General features: G+C 70.9%; 19 protein-coding genes. 13 read left to right on the forward strand and 6 right to left on the reverse strand.

The annotated features are described in order from the left end of the window. The first annotated feature begins 9 nt into the window (after positions 1-9). The 8 genes from VHA73_08010 to VHA73_08045 all read left to right on the forward strand — a co-directional run bounded on the left by VHA73_08010 (position 10) and on the right by VHA73_08045 (position 7,401). The gene (locus VHA73_08010; GenBank protein ID HVX17963.1) at positions 10-789 is read left to right on the forward strand and encodes a transglutaminase-like domain-containing protein; all 780 of its coding nucleotides are present in this window, start codon (positions 10-12) and stop codon (positions 787-789) included. A gap of 85 nt (positions 790-874) precedes the next feature. Then, complete coding sequence (locus tag VHA73_08015; GenBank protein ID HVX17964.1) at positions 875-2,086, forward strand: acyl-CoA dehydrogenase family protein; 1,212 nt, start codon at positions 875-877, stop codon at positions 2,084-2,086. Between the two features lie 47 nt (positions 2,087-2,133). Next, positions 2,134-2,964, forward strand: coding sequence for an alpha/beta hydrolase (locus VHA73_08020; protein ID HVX17965.1), 831 nt, complete (start codon positions 2,134-2,136; stop codon positions 2,962-2,964). Positions 2,965-3,003: 39 nt separating this feature from the next. Then, positions 3,004-4,053 carry a patatin-like phospholipase family protein gene (locus VHA73_08025; GenBank protein HVX17966.1) on the forward strand — a complete coding sequence of 350 codons (1,050 nt, stop codon included), beginning with the start codon at positions 3,004-3,006 and terminating at the stop codon, positions 4,051-4,053. A 66-nt stretch (positions 4,054-4,119) separates the two neighbouring features. After that, on the forward strand, positions 4,120-4,584 hold the full coding sequence (locus VHA73_08030; protein HVX17967.1) for a DUF3151 family protein: 465 nt from the start codon (positions 4,120-4,122) through the stop codon (positions 4,582-4,584). Then, complete coding sequence (locus tag VHA73_08035; GenBank protein ID HVX17968.1) at positions 4,577-5,842, forward strand: aminotransferase class V-fold PLP-dependent enzyme; 1,266 nt, start codon at positions 4,577-4,579, stop codon at positions 5,840-5,842. The genes VHA73_08030 and VHA73_08035 overlap by 8 nt, the downstream gene beginning before the upstream one ends. A 69-nt stretch (positions 5,843-5,911) precedes the next feature. Continuing rightward, positions 5,912-6,235 (forward strand): rhodanese-like domain-containing protein, encoded by a 324-nt coding sequence (locus VHA73_08040; protein HVX17969.1) that lies wholly within the window; start codon positions 5,912-5,914, stop codon positions 6,233-6,235. Continuing rightward, complete coding sequence (locus tag VHA73_08045) at positions 6,232-7,401, forward strand: HRDC domain-containing protein (GenBank protein ID HVX17970.1); 1,170 nt, start codon at positions 6,232-6,234, stop codon at positions 7,399-7,401. Before VHA73_08040 ends, VHA73_08045 begins: the two co-directional genes overlap by 4 nt. Before the next feature lie 36 nt (positions 7,402-7,437). Here VHA73_08045 and VHA73_08050 read toward each other — a convergent pair whose 3' ends face one another. After that, a complete protein-coding gene (locus VHA73_08050) occupies positions 7,438-9,039 on the reverse strand; it encodes an alpha-amylase family glycosyl hydrolase (GenBank protein HVX17971.1) in 1,602 nt (533 codons plus the stop codon). A 98-nt stretch (positions 9,040-9,137) separates the two neighbouring features. Here VHA73_08050 and VHA73_08055 point away from each other — a divergent pair, with 98 nt between their 5' ends. After that, positions 9,138-9,329: a hypothetical protein gene (locus VHA73_08055; protein ID HVX17972.1), complete on the forward strand. Its 192-nt coding sequence runs from the start codon at positions 9,138-9,140 to the stop codon at positions 9,327-9,329. Positions 9,330-9,385: 56 nt separating this feature from the next. Here VHA73_08055 and VHA73_08060 read toward each other — a convergent pair whose 3' ends face one another. Beyond that, a complete protein-coding gene (locus VHA73_08060) occupies positions 9,386-11,089 on the reverse strand; it encodes a chloride channel protein (protein HVX17973.1) in 1,704 nt (567 codons plus the stop codon). A gap of 164 nt (positions 11,090-11,253) precedes the next feature. Here VHA73_08060 and typA point away from each other — a divergent pair, with 164 nt between their 5' ends. From typA to VHA73_08075, 3 genes are all read left to right on the forward strand, one after another. Next, positions 11,254-13,092: a translational GTPase TypA gene (gene typA / locus VHA73_08065; protein ID HVX17974.1), complete on the forward strand. Its 1,839-nt coding sequence runs from the start codon at positions 11,254-11,256 to the stop codon at positions 13,090-13,092. Between the two features lie 71 nt (positions 13,093-13,163). Continuing rightward, positions 13,164-13,802, forward strand: a complete 639-nt coding sequence (locus VHA73_08070) for a GNAT family N-acetyltransferase (GenBank protein ID HVX17975.1) — start codon at positions 13,164-13,166, stop codon at positions 13,800-13,802. After that, a complete protein-coding gene (locus tag VHA73_08075; protein HVX17976.1) occupies positions 13,769-14,614 on the forward strand; it encodes an SDR family oxidoreductase in 846 nt (281 codons plus the stop codon). The genes VHA73_08070 and VHA73_08075 overlap by 34 nt, the downstream gene beginning before the upstream one ends. A 58-nt stretch (positions 14,615-14,672) precedes the next feature. Here the strand turns inward: VHA73_08075 and VHA73_08080 are convergent, their stop codons facing one another. Further along, positions 14,673-15,452 (reverse strand): hypothetical protein, encoded by a 780-nt coding sequence (locus VHA73_08080; protein ID HVX17977.1) that lies wholly within the window; start codon positions 15,450-15,452, stop codon positions 14,673-14,675. Between the two features lie 96 nt (positions 15,453-15,548). Here VHA73_08080 and VHA73_08085 point away from each other — a divergent pair, with 96 nt between their 5' ends. Beyond that, positions 15,549-15,761 (forward strand): hypothetical protein, encoded by a 213-nt coding sequence (locus VHA73_08085; GenBank protein HVX17978.1) that lies wholly within the window; start codon positions 15,549-15,551, stop codon positions 15,759-15,761. 30 nt (positions 15,762-15,791) lie between these two features. Here the strand turns inward: VHA73_08085 and VHA73_08090 are convergent, their stop codons facing one another. The 3 genes from VHA73_08090 to cofH all read right to left on the reverse strand — a co-directional run bounded on the left by VHA73_08090 (position 15,792) and on the right by cofH (position 19,491). Then, positions 15,792-16,880 carry a TIGR00730 family Rossman fold protein gene (locus tag VHA73_08090; GenBank protein HVX17979.1) on the reverse strand — a complete coding sequence of 363 codons (1,089 nt, stop codon included), beginning with the start codon at positions 16,878-16,880 and terminating at the stop codon, positions 15,792-15,794. Positions 16,881-16,958: 78 nt separating this feature from the next. After that, a complete protein-coding gene (locus tag VHA73_08095) occupies positions 16,959-17,114 on the reverse strand; it encodes a hypothetical protein (GenBank protein ID HVX17980.1) in 156 nt (51 codons plus the stop codon). A gap of 31 nt (positions 17,115-17,145) precedes the next feature. Continuing rightward, on the reverse strand, positions 17,146-19,491 hold the full coding sequence (gene cofH, locus VHA73_08100) for a 5-amino-6-(D-ribitylamino)uracil--L-tyrosine 4-hydroxyphenyl transferase CofH (GenBank protein ID HVX17981.1): 2,346 nt from the start codon (positions 19,489-19,491) through the stop codon (positions 17,146-17,148). Positions 19,492-19,494: the final 3 nt, after the last annotated feature.

A 19,494-nucleotide genomic window follows, 5' to 3' on the forward strand; every position in this document is an offset into this window, starting at 1 on the left:
GTTCTCGGCGTGTCGTATGACGCGTTCGTCGACTTGGTGAACCGACCAGCCGACGACCTCCGACTCGATCGGATCTGTCTCGCGCTGTCTGCGTGCTTCCAGCCGATCGTCGACGACGCGGGCGCGTTCGGGGTGCTCGACGAGGTGGCCGGCAACGTCACGGACCGATCACCAGACGGCGTGTGCCGGGCCGTGTTCGACCACGGTGGCTTCGGGGGCGACGCCGACGATTACTACGCGCCGGAGAACTCGCTGCTCGACCGCGTGCTCGAACGGCGCCTCGGGATGCCGATCACGTTGGCGGTCGTGGTCATCGAAGTCGGCCGTCGCGTCGACGTGCCGTTCGACGGTGTCGGGATGCCAGGCCACTTCGTCCTGCTCGACGTCACCGGACAGGTGCGTGACCCGTTCGCAGGTGGCGCGGTGCGGTCGAACGAGGAGTGCGCCGCGATCGTCCAGCGGCTGCACGGCGGGCGGCGGGTGGCGTTCGACGAGCGCTGGCTCCGGCCGGTCGCTCCCCGCGTGATCGTCGCGAGGATCCTCGCCAACCTCGAGCGGAGCTTCCAGCTGCGCGGTGAGCGCCAGCAGGCGCTGACCGCGATGGAACTGCGCGCGCAAGTTCCCCAGGTGCTCGACCCGCGGGGTCGCCGGCGCCTGGCCGACGCGCTCGGCGAGGGGGGCCGTTTCGGGTCGGCGGCGGCGTTGTACGAGGCGCTCGCCGATGCCCACCCTGACGCCGCGGCGGACTTGCGCCGTCAGGCCACGCAGCTGCGGGCCCGGTTGAACTGACCTGGCGGCCGGCCACTTTCGACTTCCGGACTTGACCGGGGGGTCAAGTATGCTGCCGGCGCCCACCAGCGCACGCGAGGTAGCCATGACCGTTGTCGAAGACAGCCCTGCGTCGACGGACGTCGACGAGCAGCGGGTGCACGCCCTGATCGATCAGCTGCTCGAGCAGCACCCGCCGCGGGAGACCGATCGGGTCACGTTCCTCGGCGCGCAGTTCGACCTCGGCCTGGCGTGGGTCCACTTCGACGAAGGCGACGGCGGCCTCGGGATCGAGCCCCGCCACCAGAAGGTCGTCCTCGACCGGTTGGGCCGCGCCGGCGCACCGCACCCGGGCACGTCGAACCCGATCGGCTACGGCATGGGGGCGCCCACCATCGCCGCGTGTGCCACACCCGACCAGCGCAAGCAGTGGCTGCGTCCGCTGTTCACCGGCGAAGAGGTGTGGTGCCAACTCTTCTCCGAGCCCGGTGCCGGCAGCGACGTGGCGAGCCTGGCCACCCGGGCCGTCCGCGACGGCGACGAGTGGGTGGTCAACGGGCAGAAGGTCTGGACCACCATGGCGCACTTGGCCCGGTGGGGGATGCTCGTGGCCCGCACCGACCCGGATCAGCCAAAGCACAAGGGCCTGACGTACTTCGTCATCGACTTCGACCAGCCGGGCGTCGAGGTCCGGCCGCTGCGCCAGATGACCGGTGAAGCCGAGTTCAACGAGGTGTACTTCACCGATGCCCGCACGCCCGACACGTACCGCCTCGGCGAGGTGGGCGAGGGTTGGCGCGTGGCGATCACCACCTTGATGAACGAGCGGGTGTCCATCGGCGGCACCGTCCCGCCCCGTGGGTCAGGGGTGATCGCCAAGGCCGTCCAAGCTTGGCGCGACGGCGGCCACGACGACCCTGCCCGGCGCGACCGGCTCATGTCGCTGTGGATCCGCGCCGAGATCCTGCGCCTCACCAACTTGCGGGCCGCGCAAGGGCGGCGCCGCGGGACGCCCGGCCCAGAAGGGTCGATCGGCAAGGCCGCGATGGCCGACTTGAACAAGGAGATCCTCGAGCTCGCCGTCGACCTGCTCGGCGCCGACGGGATGCTCTACGACAGCTACGCGATGAAACAGCCCGACATCGCCATGGACTTCAGTGCGCCCACCCAGAAGGTGTTCCTGCGGGCTCGTGCCAACTCGATCGAGGGTGGCACCACCGAGGTGATGAAGAACATCCTCGGTGAGCGGGTGCTCGGTCTGCCCGGCGACGTGCGGACCGACAAGGACGTGCCCTGGAAGGACGTGCCGCGGAACTGAGGCCCGCCGATGCCGCGACACGATTGCCCAGTGCCGCACCGACTCGAGTGACCCACGAGGCGACCGCCGGCGGCGGCCCCGACAGCCTCTACGTCGTGGAGCAGGTCCCAACCCGGCCAAGTGCCCCTCGGGTCGTGCTGGTGCACGGCACGATGGACCGCTCCACCAGTTTCGCCAAGGTGGCCCGGCGGCTCGATGACCTCGACGTCGTCCGTTACGACCGTCGCGGGTACGGCCGGTCGCGCGAGGCGGGGGTGGGCGGCCTCGCGACCCAGATCGACGATCTCCTCGCGGTGATCGGTGACCGGCCCGCCGTGCTCGCCGGCCACAGCTTCGGCGGCACCTTGTCGCTGGCTGCGGCACTGCTGCGCCCAGACCTGGTGCCATCAGTCTTTGTGTACGAAGCGCCGGTCCCGCGCGCGTGGCGGGCCGGGGAGGACCAGACCACCGAGGCTCCCCTCGACGACCCGAGCCCGCTCGCGCTCGATCGGGGCATCCCCCTCGATCCCGCGGGTCAGGCCGAGCGCTTCATGCGGCGCATGATCGGCGACCGCCGATGGGAGCGGTTGCCGACCCGGACCAGGGCAGATCGGCGCGCCGAGGGCCCTGCGCTGCTGGCCGACGGCCGATCGATGCGCACGCCCGATGTCGTGGTCGACCTGGCAGACGTGGCCGTGCCCGTCGTGGTGGCATGGGGCAGCGCGACATCGGCGCGCCACCTCGCTGGCGCGCAGCGCCTGCTCGCCACGCTGGCGGACGCCGAGCCGGCCGTGATCGAAGGTGCCGACCACGGCGCCCACCTGACCCACCCCGGGCCCTTCGCCGACCTCGTTCGACGGGCGGTGGGGCGAGCGGGGGGCCGCGCGGCGGGACGGTAACCTCACCCCCGGTCCGATCCGCCCAGCGAGGTCCACCGCGTGCTCGAACCGATCCGCCGCCGGTGGCGGCGACCAGACAAGACCGCGTTCGTGCTGTCCGGCGGCGGCAACCGTGGCGCGCTCCAGATCGGCATGTTGCGCGCGTTGCTCGAGCACCGCATCAAACCCGATCTCGTCGTGGGCTGCTCCGTGGGAGCGCTCAACGGCGCGGCCGTGGCGGCAGACCCGAGCCTCGGCATGGTCGGTCGCTTGCAGGACCTGTGGCTCAGCCTCGACGACGACGACATCTTCCCGGCCGGCCTGCTCCCGAGCACCGTGCAGCTGGCACTTCGCGGCGAGGCGATCCACGACAACGACGGCCTTCGCCGGGTGATCGAGTCGATCTTGCCGGTGATGACCTTCGAGGCGCTCCAAGTCCCCTTCGAGTGCGTGGCCACCGACATCGACGCGGCCGCCGAGCACTGGTTCTCCTCGGGCTCGCTGGTCGAGCCGTTGCTGGCATCCGCGGCCATCCCCGCGGTCTTGCCGGCGGTCACCATCGACGGCGTGCGCTACCTCGACGGCGGCATCGTCAACGATGTGCCCGTCGTCCGCGCGGTCGAGCTGGGCGCGACGCACGTCTACGTGCTGCATGTGGGCTCGTTCGGCCGGCCCCGCCCCGAGCCGCGCCGCCCGCTCGACGTGGCGGTGCAGGCCTACTGGATCGCGCGGCGCAACCGCTTCCGGCGGGACCTGGCCGCCATCTCGGGGCAAGTGAAGGTGACCGTGCTGCCGACCGGTGAGACCCCGAACCTCTCCTACCGCGATCTCACCCACACGGCGGAGCTGATCAGCGTGGCCTACCTGGCGGCCAACGATTACCTCGAAGGCCGCGCGGCGCCGCCGCTCCCGGTGACGTCAACGCCCGAGCCCGCCAGCCGCCTGAAGTTCCTGCTCGACCGCGTGCGTGAGATCGCCGGTGAGGAGGAGCATCCCGCGCCAGCTGACCTCGCGGGTGAGGACGCCGGCGAGACGGCGGACCGTGCCGGCGCGGTCGTGCAACCGGCCGCGCCGGCGTCGCCGGGGGAGTCTGGCGGGCCACTCAGCTGAGCCGGCGACAGGCGGGCCCGCTCGCGGGGGTCCGGCTGGCCGCGGCGTGCTCGGTAGGGTGCGGCCATGGCCGACCAATCGATCACGTTCACGCCGTCGGGGCCGCCCGAGACGGTCCTCGACGCCGAGCCCGCGGCCGCCCGTGACGCCCTGCGTTCCGCCATCGAGTCGCCGGAGGGGGAACGTCGCGCGGCGGTTGCGGCGGTCGTCGCGCAGTGGCCGCGCTACCTCGATGGCTGGGCACGCCTCGGCCGGCAAGGTCGTGACGAGATCGAGCGCTACGCCGCCTATCGCGTGGGGTACCACCGAGGCCTCGACCGCTGCCGTGCCGCCGGGTGGCGCGGGTCGGGCTACGTCCGCTGGAGCCATCCCGAGAATCGCGGGTTCCTGCGCTGCCTCGCCGGCCTGGCCGACGCAGCGGGCGCGATCGGCGAGACCGACGAGCAGGATCGTTGTGCGCAGTTCCTGCGCCAGCTCGATCCGGCCTGGCCACCGGCCGACTTCCACGACGAGGTGACGGCGGATGTCTGAGGATCTGACCCTCCCCTCGCAGGGCACCCCCGCGGCCGCGCTGGTCGCTGAGCTGGCCGACCTCCGCGCCGACGACCTCGACTGGCGGGGCGGGCGGGCGTTCTCGCTCGTCTACAACAGCGGCGACGAGGAGCACGAAGAGCTCCTCGAGGCCGTCGGCCACTCGTACCAGCACGACAACGCCCTCAACCCGTTCGCGTACCCGAGCCTGTTGCGCATGGAAGTCGAGTTGATCGCCATGGCCGCCGACCTGCTCGGCGCCCCCGCCGACGCCGGTGCGCTCACCGCGGGTGGCACGCAGAGCATCTTTTGCGCCGTGCAAGTGGCCCGGGACCAGGCGCGCGAGGAGCGCGGCATCGCGGAGCCGGTGCTGGTGACGCCCGAGACGGCGCACCCCGCGTTCGCCAAGGCCGCCCACTACCTCGACATCGAGCAGCGGTTCGCGCCGGTCGGCGCAGACGGGCGGGTCGACCTTGGGGCGCTCGAGGGGGTGATCGACGACCGCACGGGGCTCGTCGTGGCGTCGGCGCCGTGCTACCCGCACGGCGTGATCGACGACGTCGCGGGCGTGGCAGCGCTGGCCGCGGCCAAGGGGTCGTTGTGCCACGTCGACGCCTGCCTTGGCGGCTGGCTGCTGCCCTTCTGGGCGCGCGCCGGCGCCGACGTCCCACCCTGGGACTTGCGGGTGCCGGGGGTGACCTCGCTGTCTGCTGACCTGCACAAGTACGGGTACAGCTTCAAGGGGGCGTCGGTCATCCTGTACCGCGACCCCGGCCTGCTCCGCTTCCAGCACTTCTGGTACGACCGCTGGCCGGGCGGGACGTACGCGTCGTCGGGCCCCGCCGGCACCCGCCCTGCGCCGCCCATCGCAGCGGCGTGGTTTGCGGTCCGCCACCTCGGTGTCGAGGGCTACGTGGCCAAGGCGCGGGTGCTGCGCGATGCCACCGCCGCGTTCCGCGCCGCGGTGGAGGCCGTGCCGGGTCTGCGGATCACGCACGAGCCAGACCTGTCGCTGTTCGAGTTCACCGACGACCTCGGCCGCCTCGACGCCATCGCAGCGGGCATGTATGGGCGGGGTTGGCGCATGGATCGCCAGCAGGGCGGCCTCCACGTGATGTTGTCGCCGTACCACGCCGAGGTGGCCGAGCAGTTCGCCGCCGACCTCGCGGCGTGCGCGGCCGCCGCGGGCGGTGGCGCCAGTGGCCCCGCCGACGGCGCCGGACCGGAGAGCACGTACGGCGGAATCGCCGGCCGGTGACCTCGTACGCAGCAGGTCGTCGGTGGGGTCGGGGGTATCGTGGCCTCGCCCACGACTACGGAGGTCTCCGTGCAGGTTCCCGAAATCGACGTTGCCGAGCTGGCTGCGCGCCGTGCGGAGGGTGCGCCGCTCATCGACGTGCGTGAGCCTGCCGAGTTCGCTGCTGGCCGGGTACCGGGTGCGGAGCTGATCCCGCTCGGAACCGTCCCTGATCGCCTCGACGATGTGCCGGCCGACCAGACGGTCTATGTGATCTGCAAGGGCGGGGGTCGGAGCCGCCAAGCCGCCGAGTTCCTGCGCGCGCAGGGCGTCGACGCAGTGAACGTCGCCGGCGGCACCATGGCATGGATCGACGCCGGACAACCCGTCGACCGCGGCGAAGCCAACGCTTGACCGCCCGCGCGCCCGACGCAGCCTGGATCGACACTCCGGAAGGCCTGGCTGAGGTCGTCGCGGCGGCCGCCGCCGCACCGGCGTACGCAGTCGACACCGAGTTCCATCGCGAGAAGACGTACTGGCCCCGCCTGGCACTCGTGCAGCTGAACTGGGGGGACGGCAACGTGTTGGTCGACCCGACCGCGGTCGACATCGCGCCGCTGGCCTCGCTGCTCGAAGGGCCCGGCACGGCGGTCATGCACGCCGCGGCCCAGGACCTCGAAGTGCTGCACCTCGCGTGCGGCTCGATCCCTTCGTCGCTGTTCGACACGCAGATCGCGGCTGGCTTCGCGGGCATGTCGAGCCCGTCGCTGAGCAGCCTGGTCGAGCGGATGTTGGGCGTCCGCGTGCCGAAGGCCGATCGCCTCACCGATTGGCTCCACCGCCCCCTGGCCACGGACCAGTTGTCGTACGCGGCGTCCGACGTTGCCCATCTGCTCGACCTCGAAGCAGCGCTGCGCGCCGACCTCGAGCGCCGCGGGCGGCTCCAGTGGGCACTCGACGAGTGCGAACTGTTCCGCACGAAGCCCCTGCCGAGTCGCGACCCGGAAGCAGCGTGGCTCCGGGTCAAAGACGGCCGAACGCTGCGCGGCCGCGCGGCCGCAGTGGCGCAAGCTGTGGCTGCCTGGCGCGAAGAGCGAGCGGCCGAGGTCGACCAGCCGACACGGTTCGTCTTGTCCGACCTGGCGCTGCTGTCCATCGCCCAGCGGCCGCCCTCGTCGGTCGAGGGCCTCGGCAAGGTGCGTGGGCTGGACGGCCGGGCGGTGAAGGGGCGCCTCGGCCAAGAGCTGTTCTCGGCCATCGAGCGGGGGATGGAGGCGCCGGTGCCGCCGAGGCCCGAGGGTCGCAGTCCCAACGTCGATTCCCGGCTCCGCCCCGTCGTGTCGCTGCTCGCCGCGTGGGTGAGCCAAGTCGCGCACCAACTGGAGCTCGACACCGCGCTGGTGGCCACTCGCACCGACATCGAACTGCTGGTGTCCGGCGACCGCAGCTCGCGCCTGGCCAGCGGCTGGCGGGCGGAGTTGGTCGGTTCGGTCGTCGAACAGCTCGTCGACGGATCGGCAGCGCTCGCGTTCGATCACGGCAGCCTCGTGCTCGAGGCTCGCAGCCGTCGCCCGCTCTGACGCACCGCCGCGCCGCGAGCCCGCCTGGTCTGGGTGTCAGCGGGGCGCGAGCACCAACGCTTGGTCGGGTCCCAGGCGAGACGGCACCGTCACGCCCGCGGCCTGGCCTTCAGCAGCGGTCGTGTCGAGCTCGACGCACCAAGCGCCGTCGAGGGCCGGAAGGTCGACCTCGGCGCCGGTGAAGTTCACCAGCACCAGGCGATCACCGAGCGGGTGCTCGCGGCGCCACGCCAGCACACCGTCGGGCGCGTCGATCCGCGTGCTCGCGCCTTCGCGCAACGCCGGCGTGGCCCGGCGCAAGGCGATCAGGCGCCGGTAGAAGTGCAACGTGGAGGACGGGTCCGCGCGCTCGCTCGCGGCGTTGCGCCGTCGGGCATCGGGCGGCAACGGGAGCCACGGGCGCTCCCAACCGTGACCGGGCTGCTCGCTCCACGGCACCGGGGCCCGGCAGCCGTCGCGGCCGCCGGGGTCCTGCACCTGGTCGGGCGGGATGGTCGCTTCGGCGAGACCGAGCTCCTCGCCTTGGTACAAGAACGGCGTGCCGCGCTGCGTCAACAGCAGCACGGCGGCGGCCCGGGCCCGGCGCTCCGTCGCCGCTGGATCCACGCGCGCCGCGCCGGCTGCCCCGGCCCAGGTCGTGAGGTACCGGTCGATCCGGGTGGGGTGGCGGACCGCGTCGTGGCTCGACAACACCCACACCGGCCACGCGTCACGGGGCTCGAGCTCGGCTGCCACTTCGTCCATGCGCGCGGCGAAGCCCTCGGCGGTCCAGGGCGTGTGCATCAGCGGCATCAGGAAGGACAAGTGGAGCTCGGGATCTTCGGGCGTGCCGTAGTACGGCGCGATCTGGCGGGTCTCGAGCAGGTACACCTCGCCGATCATCATGCGGTCGTCCCCGTACTCGTCGAGCACGGCCCGGATCTTGCGCAGCCGCGGGTGCACCGAGGGGATGTCGTTCAGCGCGCAGTACGGGATGCCCTCGTACTCAGGTGGGGCATCGGGCAGCCCCTCGGGCTTGGCGATGGCGTGGAGGACGTCGGCGCGGAAGCCGTCGACACCTCGGTCGAGCCAGAAGCGGAGGACGTCGTGCATGGCCGACTCGACGGCCGGGTTGTCCCAGTCCAGGTCGGGTTGCGTGGGCAGGAACAGGTGCAAGAACCACTGGTCACTGGCGGCGTCGAACGACCAGGCACGGCTGTCGGGAGGGAAGGCGGCGATCCAGTTGTTGGGCGGCTCGTCGGGTGTGCCGTCGCGCCAGACGAACCAGTCGCGGTGGGGCCGGTCCTTGCCCGTACGGGCATCTTCGAACCAGGGATGCTCGTTCGACACGTGGTTCGGGACCCAGTCCACGATGACCCGGATGCCCCGGGCGTGCGCGTCGGTCAGCAGCCGGTCGAAGTCCTCCAACGTGCCGAACAGCGGGTCCACAGCACAGTGGTCGGCCACGTCGTAGCCGAAGTCACGCTGCGGCGACCGATAGAACGGCGACAGCCAGATGGCGTCCACGCCCAGCCAGACCAGGTGGTCGAGGTGGTGGCGGATCCCTTCGAGGTCGCCCACTCCATCGCGGTTCGCGTCGGCGAAGCTGCGCGGGTAGATCTGGTAGAAGACGGCGTCCCGCCACCACGCTCGTTGCATCCGGGCATGGTAGGGCCGGGCGCGCACCCTGGCGCGTGGTCAGGTGCGTGGGACGATACACTGAGTCGTCGGACCGTACGAAGAGTGGGAGTGGGCCCGTGAAGAAGGGTCGTCACCGGCGCTTCGAAGAAGCGCGTGCGCTCAAACAATCCGGTGACCCGGTGTTCGACGCGTTGCTGGACCGGGAGGAAGAGACCTGCCCGGAGTGTGGACGTCAGCCTGGCCACGACCACGCCTCGTGGTGCATGCACGACGACGCCATCGCGGCGGACGAGGGCTGGACCGACTGAGGCTTCCAGCTGAGGCCGTCGCGCCGTGCCCGTCACGCAGGTAGGGTCCGCGCCCGTCACTCGGTTTCGCTGAGGATCTCCGCGAGCTTCATGATCTCCGAGGTCCGCAGCTCGCCGGCGAACGTCCCGTCAGGGCCCACCACCCCCAGGCAGTCGACGTCGGCGCGCTCGAGGGCTTGGAGTGCGTCACGGATGGTCCACGACGGCACGCCGACGGGCAGGTCGGTGCGCATGATGTCGGCCACGGTGGTGTCGTCCCACGCGCCGCGTTCGATCATCGCGACCTCCTCCATCCCGCACATCCCGACATAGGTCGACCCGTCGACGACGGGCACGGACCGCTGGCGGTTCCCCACCAGGTGCACCCAGACGAACTCGGCGACGGTGGCGTCCGGTGGAACCGTCAGCACGTCGGCTCGCAGCACGCTCGACACCGGCAGCGGGAGGCGCCGCTCGAGCGCGCCGGTGCGAGACTCGGCCTGTGTTGACGACACGGTCTCGTGGCCCATCACGAGCTGTGAGATCGCCGCGGCCACCAGCGCTGGTACCACGAACACCGCGTCGCCGGTGGACTCGGCCACGAACATGACCGCGGCGAGTGGCGTGCGGTAGCCGGCCCCGAGGAACGACGCGATGCCGAGCACCGGGAACAGCGAGGATGACGCCTCGACATGGCCGGCCGCGGAGAGCCCGAGGCCGTCGTACGCCCCCGCGACGAACCGGCCCAGCAATGCGCCTTGCATCACCAACGGGATGAACAGCCCGCCGGAGCCGCCGCCGCCGAGCGTGAGCAGTGCCGCGCCGAACCGGAAGGCGAACAGGGCGGCGACCAGCCACAACGCCCGATCGGGGCTCGACATCCAGGCGAAGGTGCGGTAGCCGGGGCCGAGGCTCAGCGCCTGGTCGTACATGGCGTGGGTCGCGAGCACCAGGCCGGCCAACCCCGCGCCCGCCAGCACCACCCGGGCCCAGGCGGGCGCCCGGTTGGCCGCCGACTTGCTCCAGCGGACCCCGATCGCGAACGCACGCGCGCCCAGCCCGGCGAGCAGGCCCACCACCAGCGCGCCGGCGAGCTCCTGCAGGCGGAAGGTGGTGCTGCCTCTCGTGGAGAGGCGGAACAGTGGCTCGGTGCCGATCAACGCGGCATAGGTGAGGTAGCTCGTTGCGCCGGCGACCAACGCGGACAGCATGCCCCTCGGCGTGATGCCGTCGCGGTAAGGGACTTCGAGCGCGAACAACACACCGGTCGCCGGTGCCTTGAAGATGGCTGCCACACCGCCCGCGGCGCCGGCGATCAACAGCGCCTTGGCCTCGTCGCGCCGGAACAGCCGCGACAAGCGGCGTTGCAGCGCGGAGCCGATGCCGGCTCCGATGTAGATCGAGGGACCTTCGAACCCGAGCGCGCCACCGGAGCCGAGCGTCGCGATCGATGCGATCACGCGGCCGGCCATGGGCCGGAGGTCGAAGCGACGGTTGCGGTCGTGGTAGAAGCGCACGTACTCGTCGGATGTCGACGGCGATGCGCCACCGGCCAGGTAACGCAGCGCGAGGGCTGCCACGAGCAATCCGACCACCGGCGTGAGTGCCTGCACCGGCAACGACGCGCGGAAGAGGCGGCCGAGCAGAACGTCGCCGGTGATCTTGTCGAAGGCCGCGATCGCCAGGCCGACCAACACGCCGGTGACGGCCGCGGTGGCGAGGATCGCCTGGCGGCGGGGGTCGAGCCGCGAGCGGACGAGATCGAGGGAGGGCCGTTGCACCACCTGTGTTGCTAGCAGCCGCGTCGTCCCACGCATGACATGTGCCACAACCGCCGCCGGGTGCCGTCGCGCGGCGGTTCGGGCTCGGGGGTCCGCACCGGTAGTCTCAACTGCCCGCTTTCGCACTTGCGCGAGCGGCCCCCACGACCAGACCGGACCACACGTTGAGCTCCCCCGCACCCGCCGACATCCGCAACGTCGCCATCGTTGCCCACGTCGACCACGGCAAGACCACCTTGATCGACGCGATGCTGCGCCAGACCGGCGCGTTCCGCGAGCACCAGGAAGTGGAGGACCGCGTCCTCGACTCGATGGACCAAGAGCGCGAGCGCGGCATCACGATTCTGGCCAAAGCTGCCGCCGTCACCTGGCGGGGCGTGCGCATCAACCTGGTCGACACGCCGGGGCACGCCGATTTCGGCGGCGAGGTCGAGCGGGCGCTGGCGCTCGTCGACGGTGTGTTGTTGCTGGTCGACGCTGCCGAGGGGCCGCTGCCACAGACCCGCTACGTCCTGCAGAAGGCCTTGGACCGCAAGTTGCCGACCGTCGTGGTGATCAACAAGGTCGACCGGTCCGACGCGCAGGCGGAAGTGGTGCTCGACCAGGTCTACGAACTGTTCTTCGATCTGGGCGCGGAGGATCACGACATCGACTTTCCCGTGATCGCCGCCGTGGCACGCGAGGGCCGGGCGATGGAAGGCCTCGGGGTGCCACCCGAGACCGCCGACCTCGCGCCGCTGTTCGAAGCGATCTTGAAGGTGGTGCCCGCGCCCTCCGGTGACCCGGACGGCCCGTTGCAGGCGCTGGTCACGAACCTCGACGCGTCCGACTACCTCGGCCGCCTCGCGGTCGGTCGGGTGGTGCGCGGGCGGCTCCGCAAGGGCCAGCAGGTGGCGTTGCTCGACGAGGAGACCGCCGAGGGCGAGGCCCCCGTGGTACGCCGGCTCAGCTCACTCATGGCCTTCACGGGCGTCGGACGGGAGGATGTCGAGGAGACCGTGGCGGGCGACTTGTTCGTGGTGGCCGGCTTCCCGGAGGTCGAGGTCGGTGACACGCTCGCCGATCCCACCGTCCTCGAACCGCTGCGGCGCCTCGAGGTCGACGAGCCGGTCATCAGCATGACGTTCGGCGTGAACACGTCGCCGATGGCGGGCCGGGAAGGTCGTTATCTCACGTCGCGCCACCTGCGCGACCGCCTCGACCGTGAAGTGCTGGGCAACGTGTCGATCCGCCTCGCCGACACCGGGTCGCCCGACGTGATCGAAGTCGCCGGGCGTGGGGAGCTCCAGCTCGCCGTGCTCATCGAGTCCATGCGTCGGGAGAGCTACGAGCTCCAGGTGAGCCGGCCGGAAGTCGTGATCACGGACGTCGACGGCGTGCGGTCCGAGCCGCTCGAGCGCGGCGTGATCGACGTCCCCGACGAGCACGTCGGCACGGTCACACAGGCGCTTGCGCCCCGCAAGGGCCAGGTGCGCGACCTCACCCCTGGCGACCCGGGCCGCACCGTGATGATGTTCGAGGCGCCCGCTCGCGGTCTGATCGGCTTCCGGTCGCAGTTGCTCACCGCCACCCGGGGGACGGCGTTGCTGCACACACACCACGCCGGCTGGATGCCGTGGGCGGGCGATCTGCCGCACCGCAGCGGCGGCGCCATGATCTCCGACCGTGCCGGCGTCGCGACCGGCCATGCGCTCGACAACCTCCAAGCCCGCGGCGAGCTCTTCGTCGAGCCCGGCACGCCGGTCTACGAAGGCATGGTGGTGGGAGAGAGCGCACGCGGCGAGGAGATGGTGGTCAACGTGTGCCGCGAGAAGCAGAAGACCAACATCCGCACCCACACACACGACGACGCCATCAAGTTGGCCCCGCCTCGGCTGCACACGCTCGAGACCGCGATCGAGTGGATCAGCGCCGACGAGCTCGTCGAGGTAACCCCCGGCGCCGTGCGCATCCGCAAGCGACTGCTGTCCGAGCAGGACCGCCGCCGGGCGAACCGCCGCTGAACACCCCGCCGGCGGCTCGGGACGGTCGCGGCTGGCGCTGGTCGTCGGCGGGGTGTAGGCCCTGCGCCGAGATGGTTGTTGCCCACCCGACCGGGACCCCCGAGATCACGCCCCACCACCTGCTGCAAACCGAAGCCGAACCGGCGACGGGCGTGTTGGCGGCGGCGTTTGCCGACGACCCGATGTTCACCTGGATGTGTCCGGAGTTGAGCGTCCCCGAACGGGAGCAGGCCCTGGTCGGCTTCTTCGCACCGTTCGTCGACGCCTCGCGCCGGCGCGGCCACGCGTATGCCACCGATGACCGCGCGTCGGTGGCGCTGTGGTCGCCACCCGACGTCGCGCTGCTCGACGACGGGGCCCTGGAGGCTCTCGGCCAGTTCTTCGTGGAAGTGATCGGCGAGCGGGCCGAGCTGGTGGGCACCGCGCTGCAGGAAGTGGAAGCGCGCCATCCGACCGAGCCGCACTTCTACCTCGGGGCCATCGGCACGCGGCCGGAGTTGCGGGGACGCGGCCGGGGCCGGGTTGCGCTGGGCCCGGTGCTCGAACGGTGCGACCAGACCGGTGTCCCCGCCTACCTGGAGTCGAGCTCGATTCGCAACGTGCCCTTCTACGAGCGACTCGGGTTCGTGGTGACCGACGAGGTCCGCCTCGCCGACGGGCCCGTGCTGCGACTCATGTGGCGCGAGCCCCGGCCGCCGGAGCAGTCCTGATCGTGATCCTCGACCGCTTTCGCCTCACCGACCAGGTCGCGATCGTCACCGGCGCGAGCCGCGGCATCGGGGCGGCGACCGCAGTGGCGCTCGCACAAGCGGGCGCCGACGTGGTCATCTCGGCGCGCACCACGTCGGACCTCGTGTCGGTTGCGCACCAGATCGAGGACGCCGGTCGGCACGCTCACGTGGTCACGGCCGACTTGTCCGACCTCGACACGGTTGCCGATCTTGCAGCGGCAGCGGTCGACGCCTTCGGGCACCTCGACATCGTGGTCAACAACGCGGGCGGCACCATGCCCCGTCCGTTCGCGGACACCTCCTCGGGCTACCTGCGTCGAGCGTTCGAGTGGAACGTCGGCACCGCGCACGCGCTGACCCGCGCGGCGCTCCCGTACTTGCAGGCGTCGGCCGAGACGGCCGGGCCAGAAGGGATCGCCGCGGGGCGCGGGCCGTCGGTGGTCACGGTCTCGTCGGCCATCGGCCGGGTCGCCGGTCGGGGCATGGTCGCGTACGGCACGGCGAAAGCCGCCTTGAGCCACTGGACGCGCATGACCGCCGCCGACCTTGCCCCCGCCATCAGGGTGAATGGCATCGCGGTCGGCTCCGTGGCCACCTCTGCGCTGCAACTGGTGCTCGACGACGAAGCCACGCGCACGGCCATGGAGGCGGCGACCCTGCTCGGGCGCCTTGGTCGGCCCGAGGACATCGCCGCAGGAGTGGTGTTCCTGGTGTCGCCGGCGGGTTCGTACCTGACCGGCAAGCTGATCGAGATCGACGGCGGTCTCGACCGCGCCAGCCTCGAGCTCTGAGTGATCCCGCCGTCAGAGGGGGCGGGCAGTGGGCAGCCGCTGCTTGTCGCCGTGGCGGTCAGCCTTTGCGGACGGCCGGGTGAGGGAGGAACACCTCTGCCATGCGTGGGCCGGGGTCGGCGGGGTCAGTCGCGGCAGCGATGCGGGACTCGATGTGGCGCACCAACAGCTCGTACGGCGCAGGTCCGCACAACTCGACCAGCTCGTCACGGAGGGTCAGGTACACCGGCTGCTCGCCGACGAACGCCTCGCCCGACTCCGTGCACCACCAGTGGAAGTCGTCGCCGCCCTCGCCCCAATCGCGGCGTTTCCATTCGCGAACGGTCGAGGTGACATACCCGTGCTGGTCGGTGTCGTCGTGACGGCGCAGCGGAAGCTGCCAGCACACTTCGGGCTTCCACTCGATGAAGGATTCGCCCGCCTCGAGCGCGGCGCGATGGAGCGCGCAGCCGGCACCGCCGGGGAAGCCCGGCCGGTTCAAGAAGATGCACGCGTCGTCGACGAGACGGGTCACCGCGTCGCTGGACTTGTCGACCTTGGTAGGGCCACCCCGGCGCGCCGCTTCGGCACGGTGCTGCCACTGGCCGGAATCGAGGCGCTCGCTGTGCCGGATGACGCGCTCGCGGTCGGCGTCGTCGACGAAATGGGCACCATAGGAGCAGCATCCCTGTTCCAGTTCGGGCGCGGGCCCGGTGAGGACACCTTGGCAGCCACGGCCGTAGATGCACGACCAGTTGCTCGTGAGGAAGGTGAGATCGAAGACCCAGGTGCGCTCTTCGTCAGGATCCTCGAAGGAGATCCACTCGTGGGGATCCGAGAGGTCGGGCAGGCGGGTCACCACAGGGGTGTCACCACGTCGCCGTCGTAACCCGATCGGCGGCACCTGTCGCGGGTCATCTCGGTCAACGTAGCGTGGGTCTGGCACCATGCCGGCATGGCTGGTGAGTTCGACGACATTCGCACGCGCCTCGAGGGGATCGCCGAGGAGCTTGCCGATCTCGCCATTGTGCGGCTGCGCGAGTCGATCGACGCGGGTGGGACGGAGCTGCCGGTCGACGAGCGGCGCCTCACTCGTGCCCGTCGCGCGGTCGACAAGGCGGTCAACCTGCTGCGCGAACCCGATGACGTGGAGCCTGCGGGCGGCTGACCACGCCGACAGGGCGGCCATCGGGGGGACTCAGTCCGGCGGTGGCGGAGCAGCCTCGGTGGTCGGCGCGGAGTCGAGGGCGTTCAGCGCGTCGATCAAGCCGCGCAGCGCGCTGATCTTGCGGTGGTCGTACCGCAGCACCACGCGGGCCAAGTCGAGGCTGTCGTCACTCGAACGCTCGGCGGCCAACGGCTGGCTGCGCGCGATGTGGCCGCTCGCGCACAGGTGCGAGAAGCGTTCGTTCAGCTCGGTGATCTCCTTGTCGGTTGGCTCGGCCTTGATGCGGACGACCAGGCGATCACCCACCCATCGAATCGACTGGTAGTTGCGGTAGAAGCCGAGGATCTCCTCACGCGCCGCTACGACATCGTCGGTGATCAGGTAGAGGCTCGTGTCCTCCGGGCTGATCAGGCCGGCGGGCACCAAGTTCCGGTCGATGAAGTGCTGCAGCGCGTTCCAGTACCCCCCGTGTGGTGTGTCGAGGAGCACGGTGGGTGCGGGCACGGCCTTGCCCGTCTGTTGGAGCGTGAACAGCTCGAAGGTCTCGTCGAGCGTGCCGAACCCGCCGGGCAGCGCGATGAACCCGCTCGATTCCTTCATCAGCATGAGCTTGCGGGTGAAGAAGTACTTCATGGAGACGAGCTTGTGGTCGCCTTCGATCACGTCGTTGGCCGAGTCCTCGAACGGGAGGCGGATGCTCACCCCGAGCGAGTGGTCGCGGCCCGCCCCTTCCATGCCGGCCTCCATGATCCCGGGTCCCGCGCCGGTGACGACCATCCACCCGCGCTGCGCGAGTTCGCGTGCCACGTCGCGGGTGTGGGTGTAGAGCGGGTCGGCGGGCTTGGTGCGGGCCGACCCGAAGATGGTGACCTTCGGGTACGCCCGCCACGGCGCGAACATCTCGAACGCGGCTCGCATCTCATTGAGCGCGGCAGCCGAGATCTTGAGGTCGAGCCGAGTCGCACCGTCGGTGGCCAACCTCGCACCGTCACTGAAGATCTGGAAGACGAGGTCACGGTGGGTGCGGACTTGCAGATCGTCGAGCAGGCTCTCGAGGTCGGCATCGAGCTTTGTGTCGCCGGTGGTCCGACGTCCGGGCGTGGTTCCGACGTTCGTCATGGTGGCTCAAGGTTGGCATGACCGCCGAGTCCCCGCGCGCAGCCTGCGGGCGAAGCTGACGGCGGACGCCACCGCCGATCAGGCGTCGAGGTCCCACCAGTCCTGCTGGAGCTTGCCTTCGATGGAGCGGACGTGGTCGCGCGTGCACACCGGGCACGCCCAACGAAGGCCGTCGGGGCCGGCTTCGGAGGACCAGGCCAGTGGCGGGTCGCCTTCGCCCGGGCCGGGCTCCATCCCGCAGATGGCGCAGGCAACCGGCGGACGGTCAGTGGGCGGAGGCTGGTCGTCCATACAGGGTCGAGCGCTGCTCGAGGGGCCGGCCGAGTGGCTCCACCAGCGCCTGGAACGCGGACTCGTCCATGGCCTGGCCGTGCGATGCGCCCGCCGCGCGGGAGATGTTCTCGTCGATCAACGTCCCGCCCAGGTCGTTGGCGCCGGCTTGCAGCAACTGCCGTGAGGCTTCGATGCCGTGCTTGACCCACGACACCTGCACGTTGTCGATCAGGCCGTGGTAGGCGATGCGGGCCACGGCGTGCATCAGCAAGGTCTCACGGAAGGTGGGGCCGCGGCGTGCTTTGCGCTGGAGGTAGATCGGTGCCGCCATGTGCACGAAGGGGAGAGGGACGACTTCGGTGAAGCCGCCGGTCTCGCGCTGCAGGTCGCGCGTGCGCACGAAGTGGCGCGCCCAGTGGACGGGTTGCTCCACCGAGCCGTACATGATCGTGATGTTCGAGCGGAGACCGATCTCGTGCGCGGTGCGGTGGGCGAAGAGCCACTCCTCGGTGTTCACCTTGTCGGGGCACAGGACCGCGCGGATGTCGTCGTCGAGGATCTCGGCGGCGGTGCCTGGCAAGGTGGCGAGCCCGGCGTCCTTGAGGCGCCGCAGATATTCCGCCAGCGGCTCGCCGAGGCGTCGGGCGCCTTCGGTGACTTCCAAGGCCGTGAAGCCGTGAACGTGGATGGCGGGTGCAGCGGCCTTCACGGCCTTGGTCACGTCGAGGTAGTAGTCACCATCGAACTTCGGGTGGATGCCACCTTGGAGGCAGACCTCGGTGGCGCCCATGGCGGCCGCTTCGGCTGCACGGCCCGCGATGTCGTCGAGCGTGAGCAGGTATGGGGTGCCCCGCAAGTTGAGCGACAACGGACCTTTCGAGAACCCGCAGAACTTGCACTTGAACGTGCAGACGTTCGTGTAGTTGATGTTGCGGTTGTGCACGTACGTGACGACGTCGCCCACGGTCGCCCGGCGCAGCTCGTCGGCCACATCGGCGACGGCGGCGACCTCGGGGCCGCGGGCACGGAACAGCGCCACCAACTCCTCGACCCCGGGTTCCTGGCCGAGGAGCACCCCGTCGAGCACTTCGCGGACGGCCCCTCGCGCGGACGGAGTGGCCGGGATGAGGGACGGCGGGTGGCCCTGGCCACCCGAGTACCAACTGGTGTTGCGCCGGCCGATCTGGACGACCTCAGCGCCCGTGCCGGCGTCGACCGCCTCTTGGATCCGCTCCGGGTAGAACGACCCGGGGTCGTCGCGGGCCAGCCCATCGGCATCGGAACGGTCCATGACGGCGAAGCGCAGACCCTCGTCGAACCACCTGTCGGGTGCCAGCACGAACTCGCGGTGGGCGGTGAGGCGTGGCGCGAGCGTGTGGCCACGCGCTTCGGTGGCCTCGCGCAGCCGGTCGAGTGCGGGCCAGGGGCGTTCAGGGTTGACGTGGTCGGCCGTCACCGGCGACACCCCGCCCCAGTCGTCGATCCCGGCATCGAGCAGGATGCCGAAGTCGTCGGACAGGTTGGGCGGGGCTTGGAGGTGGATCTCGGCCGGCAGGATCAGGCGCGCCAGCGCGATGGCGTCGAGGAACTCGTCGGGCGGACACGGGGAAGCGCTGTGCATGCTCGTGCCGGCCTTCGGCAGGAAGTTCTGCACGATGACTTCTTGCACGTGACCGTGGCGGCGATGCGACGCCGCGATGGCTTCGAGCGCGGCGACGCGGTCGTCGCGGCGCTCACCGATGCCGACGAGGATGCCGGTGGTGAACGGGATCCGCAGCTCGCCCGCGGCCTCGAGCGTGGCAAGCCGCCGGGCGGGTTCCTTGTCGGGCGAGCCCCGGTGGCAGGCGAGATCGCCGTTCAGACTCTCGATCATCATGCCTTGCGAGGGGGCGACCGATCGCAGCGCCGCGAGCTCGTCGACGTACAGCGCACCGGCGTTGCCGTGGGGCAGCAGGCCCGTCTCCTCGAGGACGAGGCGGGCCATGGCCGCGATGTAGTCGATCGTGGAGGAGTAGCCGTTGGCAGCCAACCACTCCGCGGCGACGGGATACCGCTCCTCGGGGCGCTCGCCGAGCGTGAACAGCGCTTCGTGGCAGCCGTGCGCGGCGCCACCCTTGGCGATGGCCAGCACCTGCTCGGGTGAGAGGTAGGGGGACTCGAGGCGAGCCGGTGGCTGCGCGAACGTGCAGTAGCCGCAGCGGTCGCGGCACAGCTTGGTGAGCGGGATGAACACCTTTGGCGAGTACGTGACCCGGGTGCCGTAGACGGCGTCGCGGACCTCGCGGGCCCGGCGCAACAGCTCGTCGGGCGCCAGAGCCAGCAGGTCGTCAGCACGCATGGG

Source organism: Acidimicrobiales bacterium, assembly GCA_035547835.1.
In the GTDB taxonomy this organism is placed as follows: Bacteria; Actinomycetota; Acidimicrobiia; order Acidimicrobiales; family Iamiaceae; genus DASZTW01.

Excerpts from the sequence above, each read along its gene's own strand:
- VHA73_08015 (HVX17964.1), top strand. The coding sequence starts at position 875 with ATGACCGTTGTCGAAGACAGCCCTGCGTCGACGGACGTCGACGAGCAG.
- VHA73_08030 (HVX17967.1), top strand. The coding sequence starts at position 4,120 with ATGGCCGACCAATCGATCACGTTCACGCCGTCGGGGCCGCCCGAGACG.
- VHA73_08035 (HVX17968.1), top strand. The coding sequence starts at position 4,577 with ATGTCTGAGGATCTGACCCTCCCCTCGCAGGGCACCCCCGCGGCCGCG.
- VHA73_08050 (HVX17971.1), bottom strand. The coding sequence starts at position 9,039 with ATGCAACGAGCGTGGTGGCGGGACGCCGTCTTCTACCAGATCTACCCG.
- VHA73_08070 (HVX17975.1), top strand. The coding sequence starts at position 13,164 with ATGGTTGTTGCCCACCCGACCGGGACCCCCGAGATCACGCCCCACCAC.
- VHA73_08085 (HVX17978.1), top strand. The coding sequence starts at position 15,549 with ATGGCTGGTGAGTTCGACGACATTCGCACGCGCCTCGAGGGGATCGCC.
- VHA73_08090 (HVX17979.1), bottom strand. The coding sequence starts at position 16,880 with ATGACGAACGTCGGAACCACGCCCGGACGTCGGACCACCGGCGACACA.
- VHA73_08095 (HVX17980.1), bottom strand. The coding sequence starts at position 17,114 with ATGGAGCCCGGCCCGGGCGAAGGCGACCCGCCACTGGCCTGGTCCTCC.
- cofH (HVX17981.1), bottom strand. The coding sequence starts at position 19,491 with ATGCGTGCTGACGACCTGCTGGCTCTGGCGCCCGACGAGCTGTTGCGC.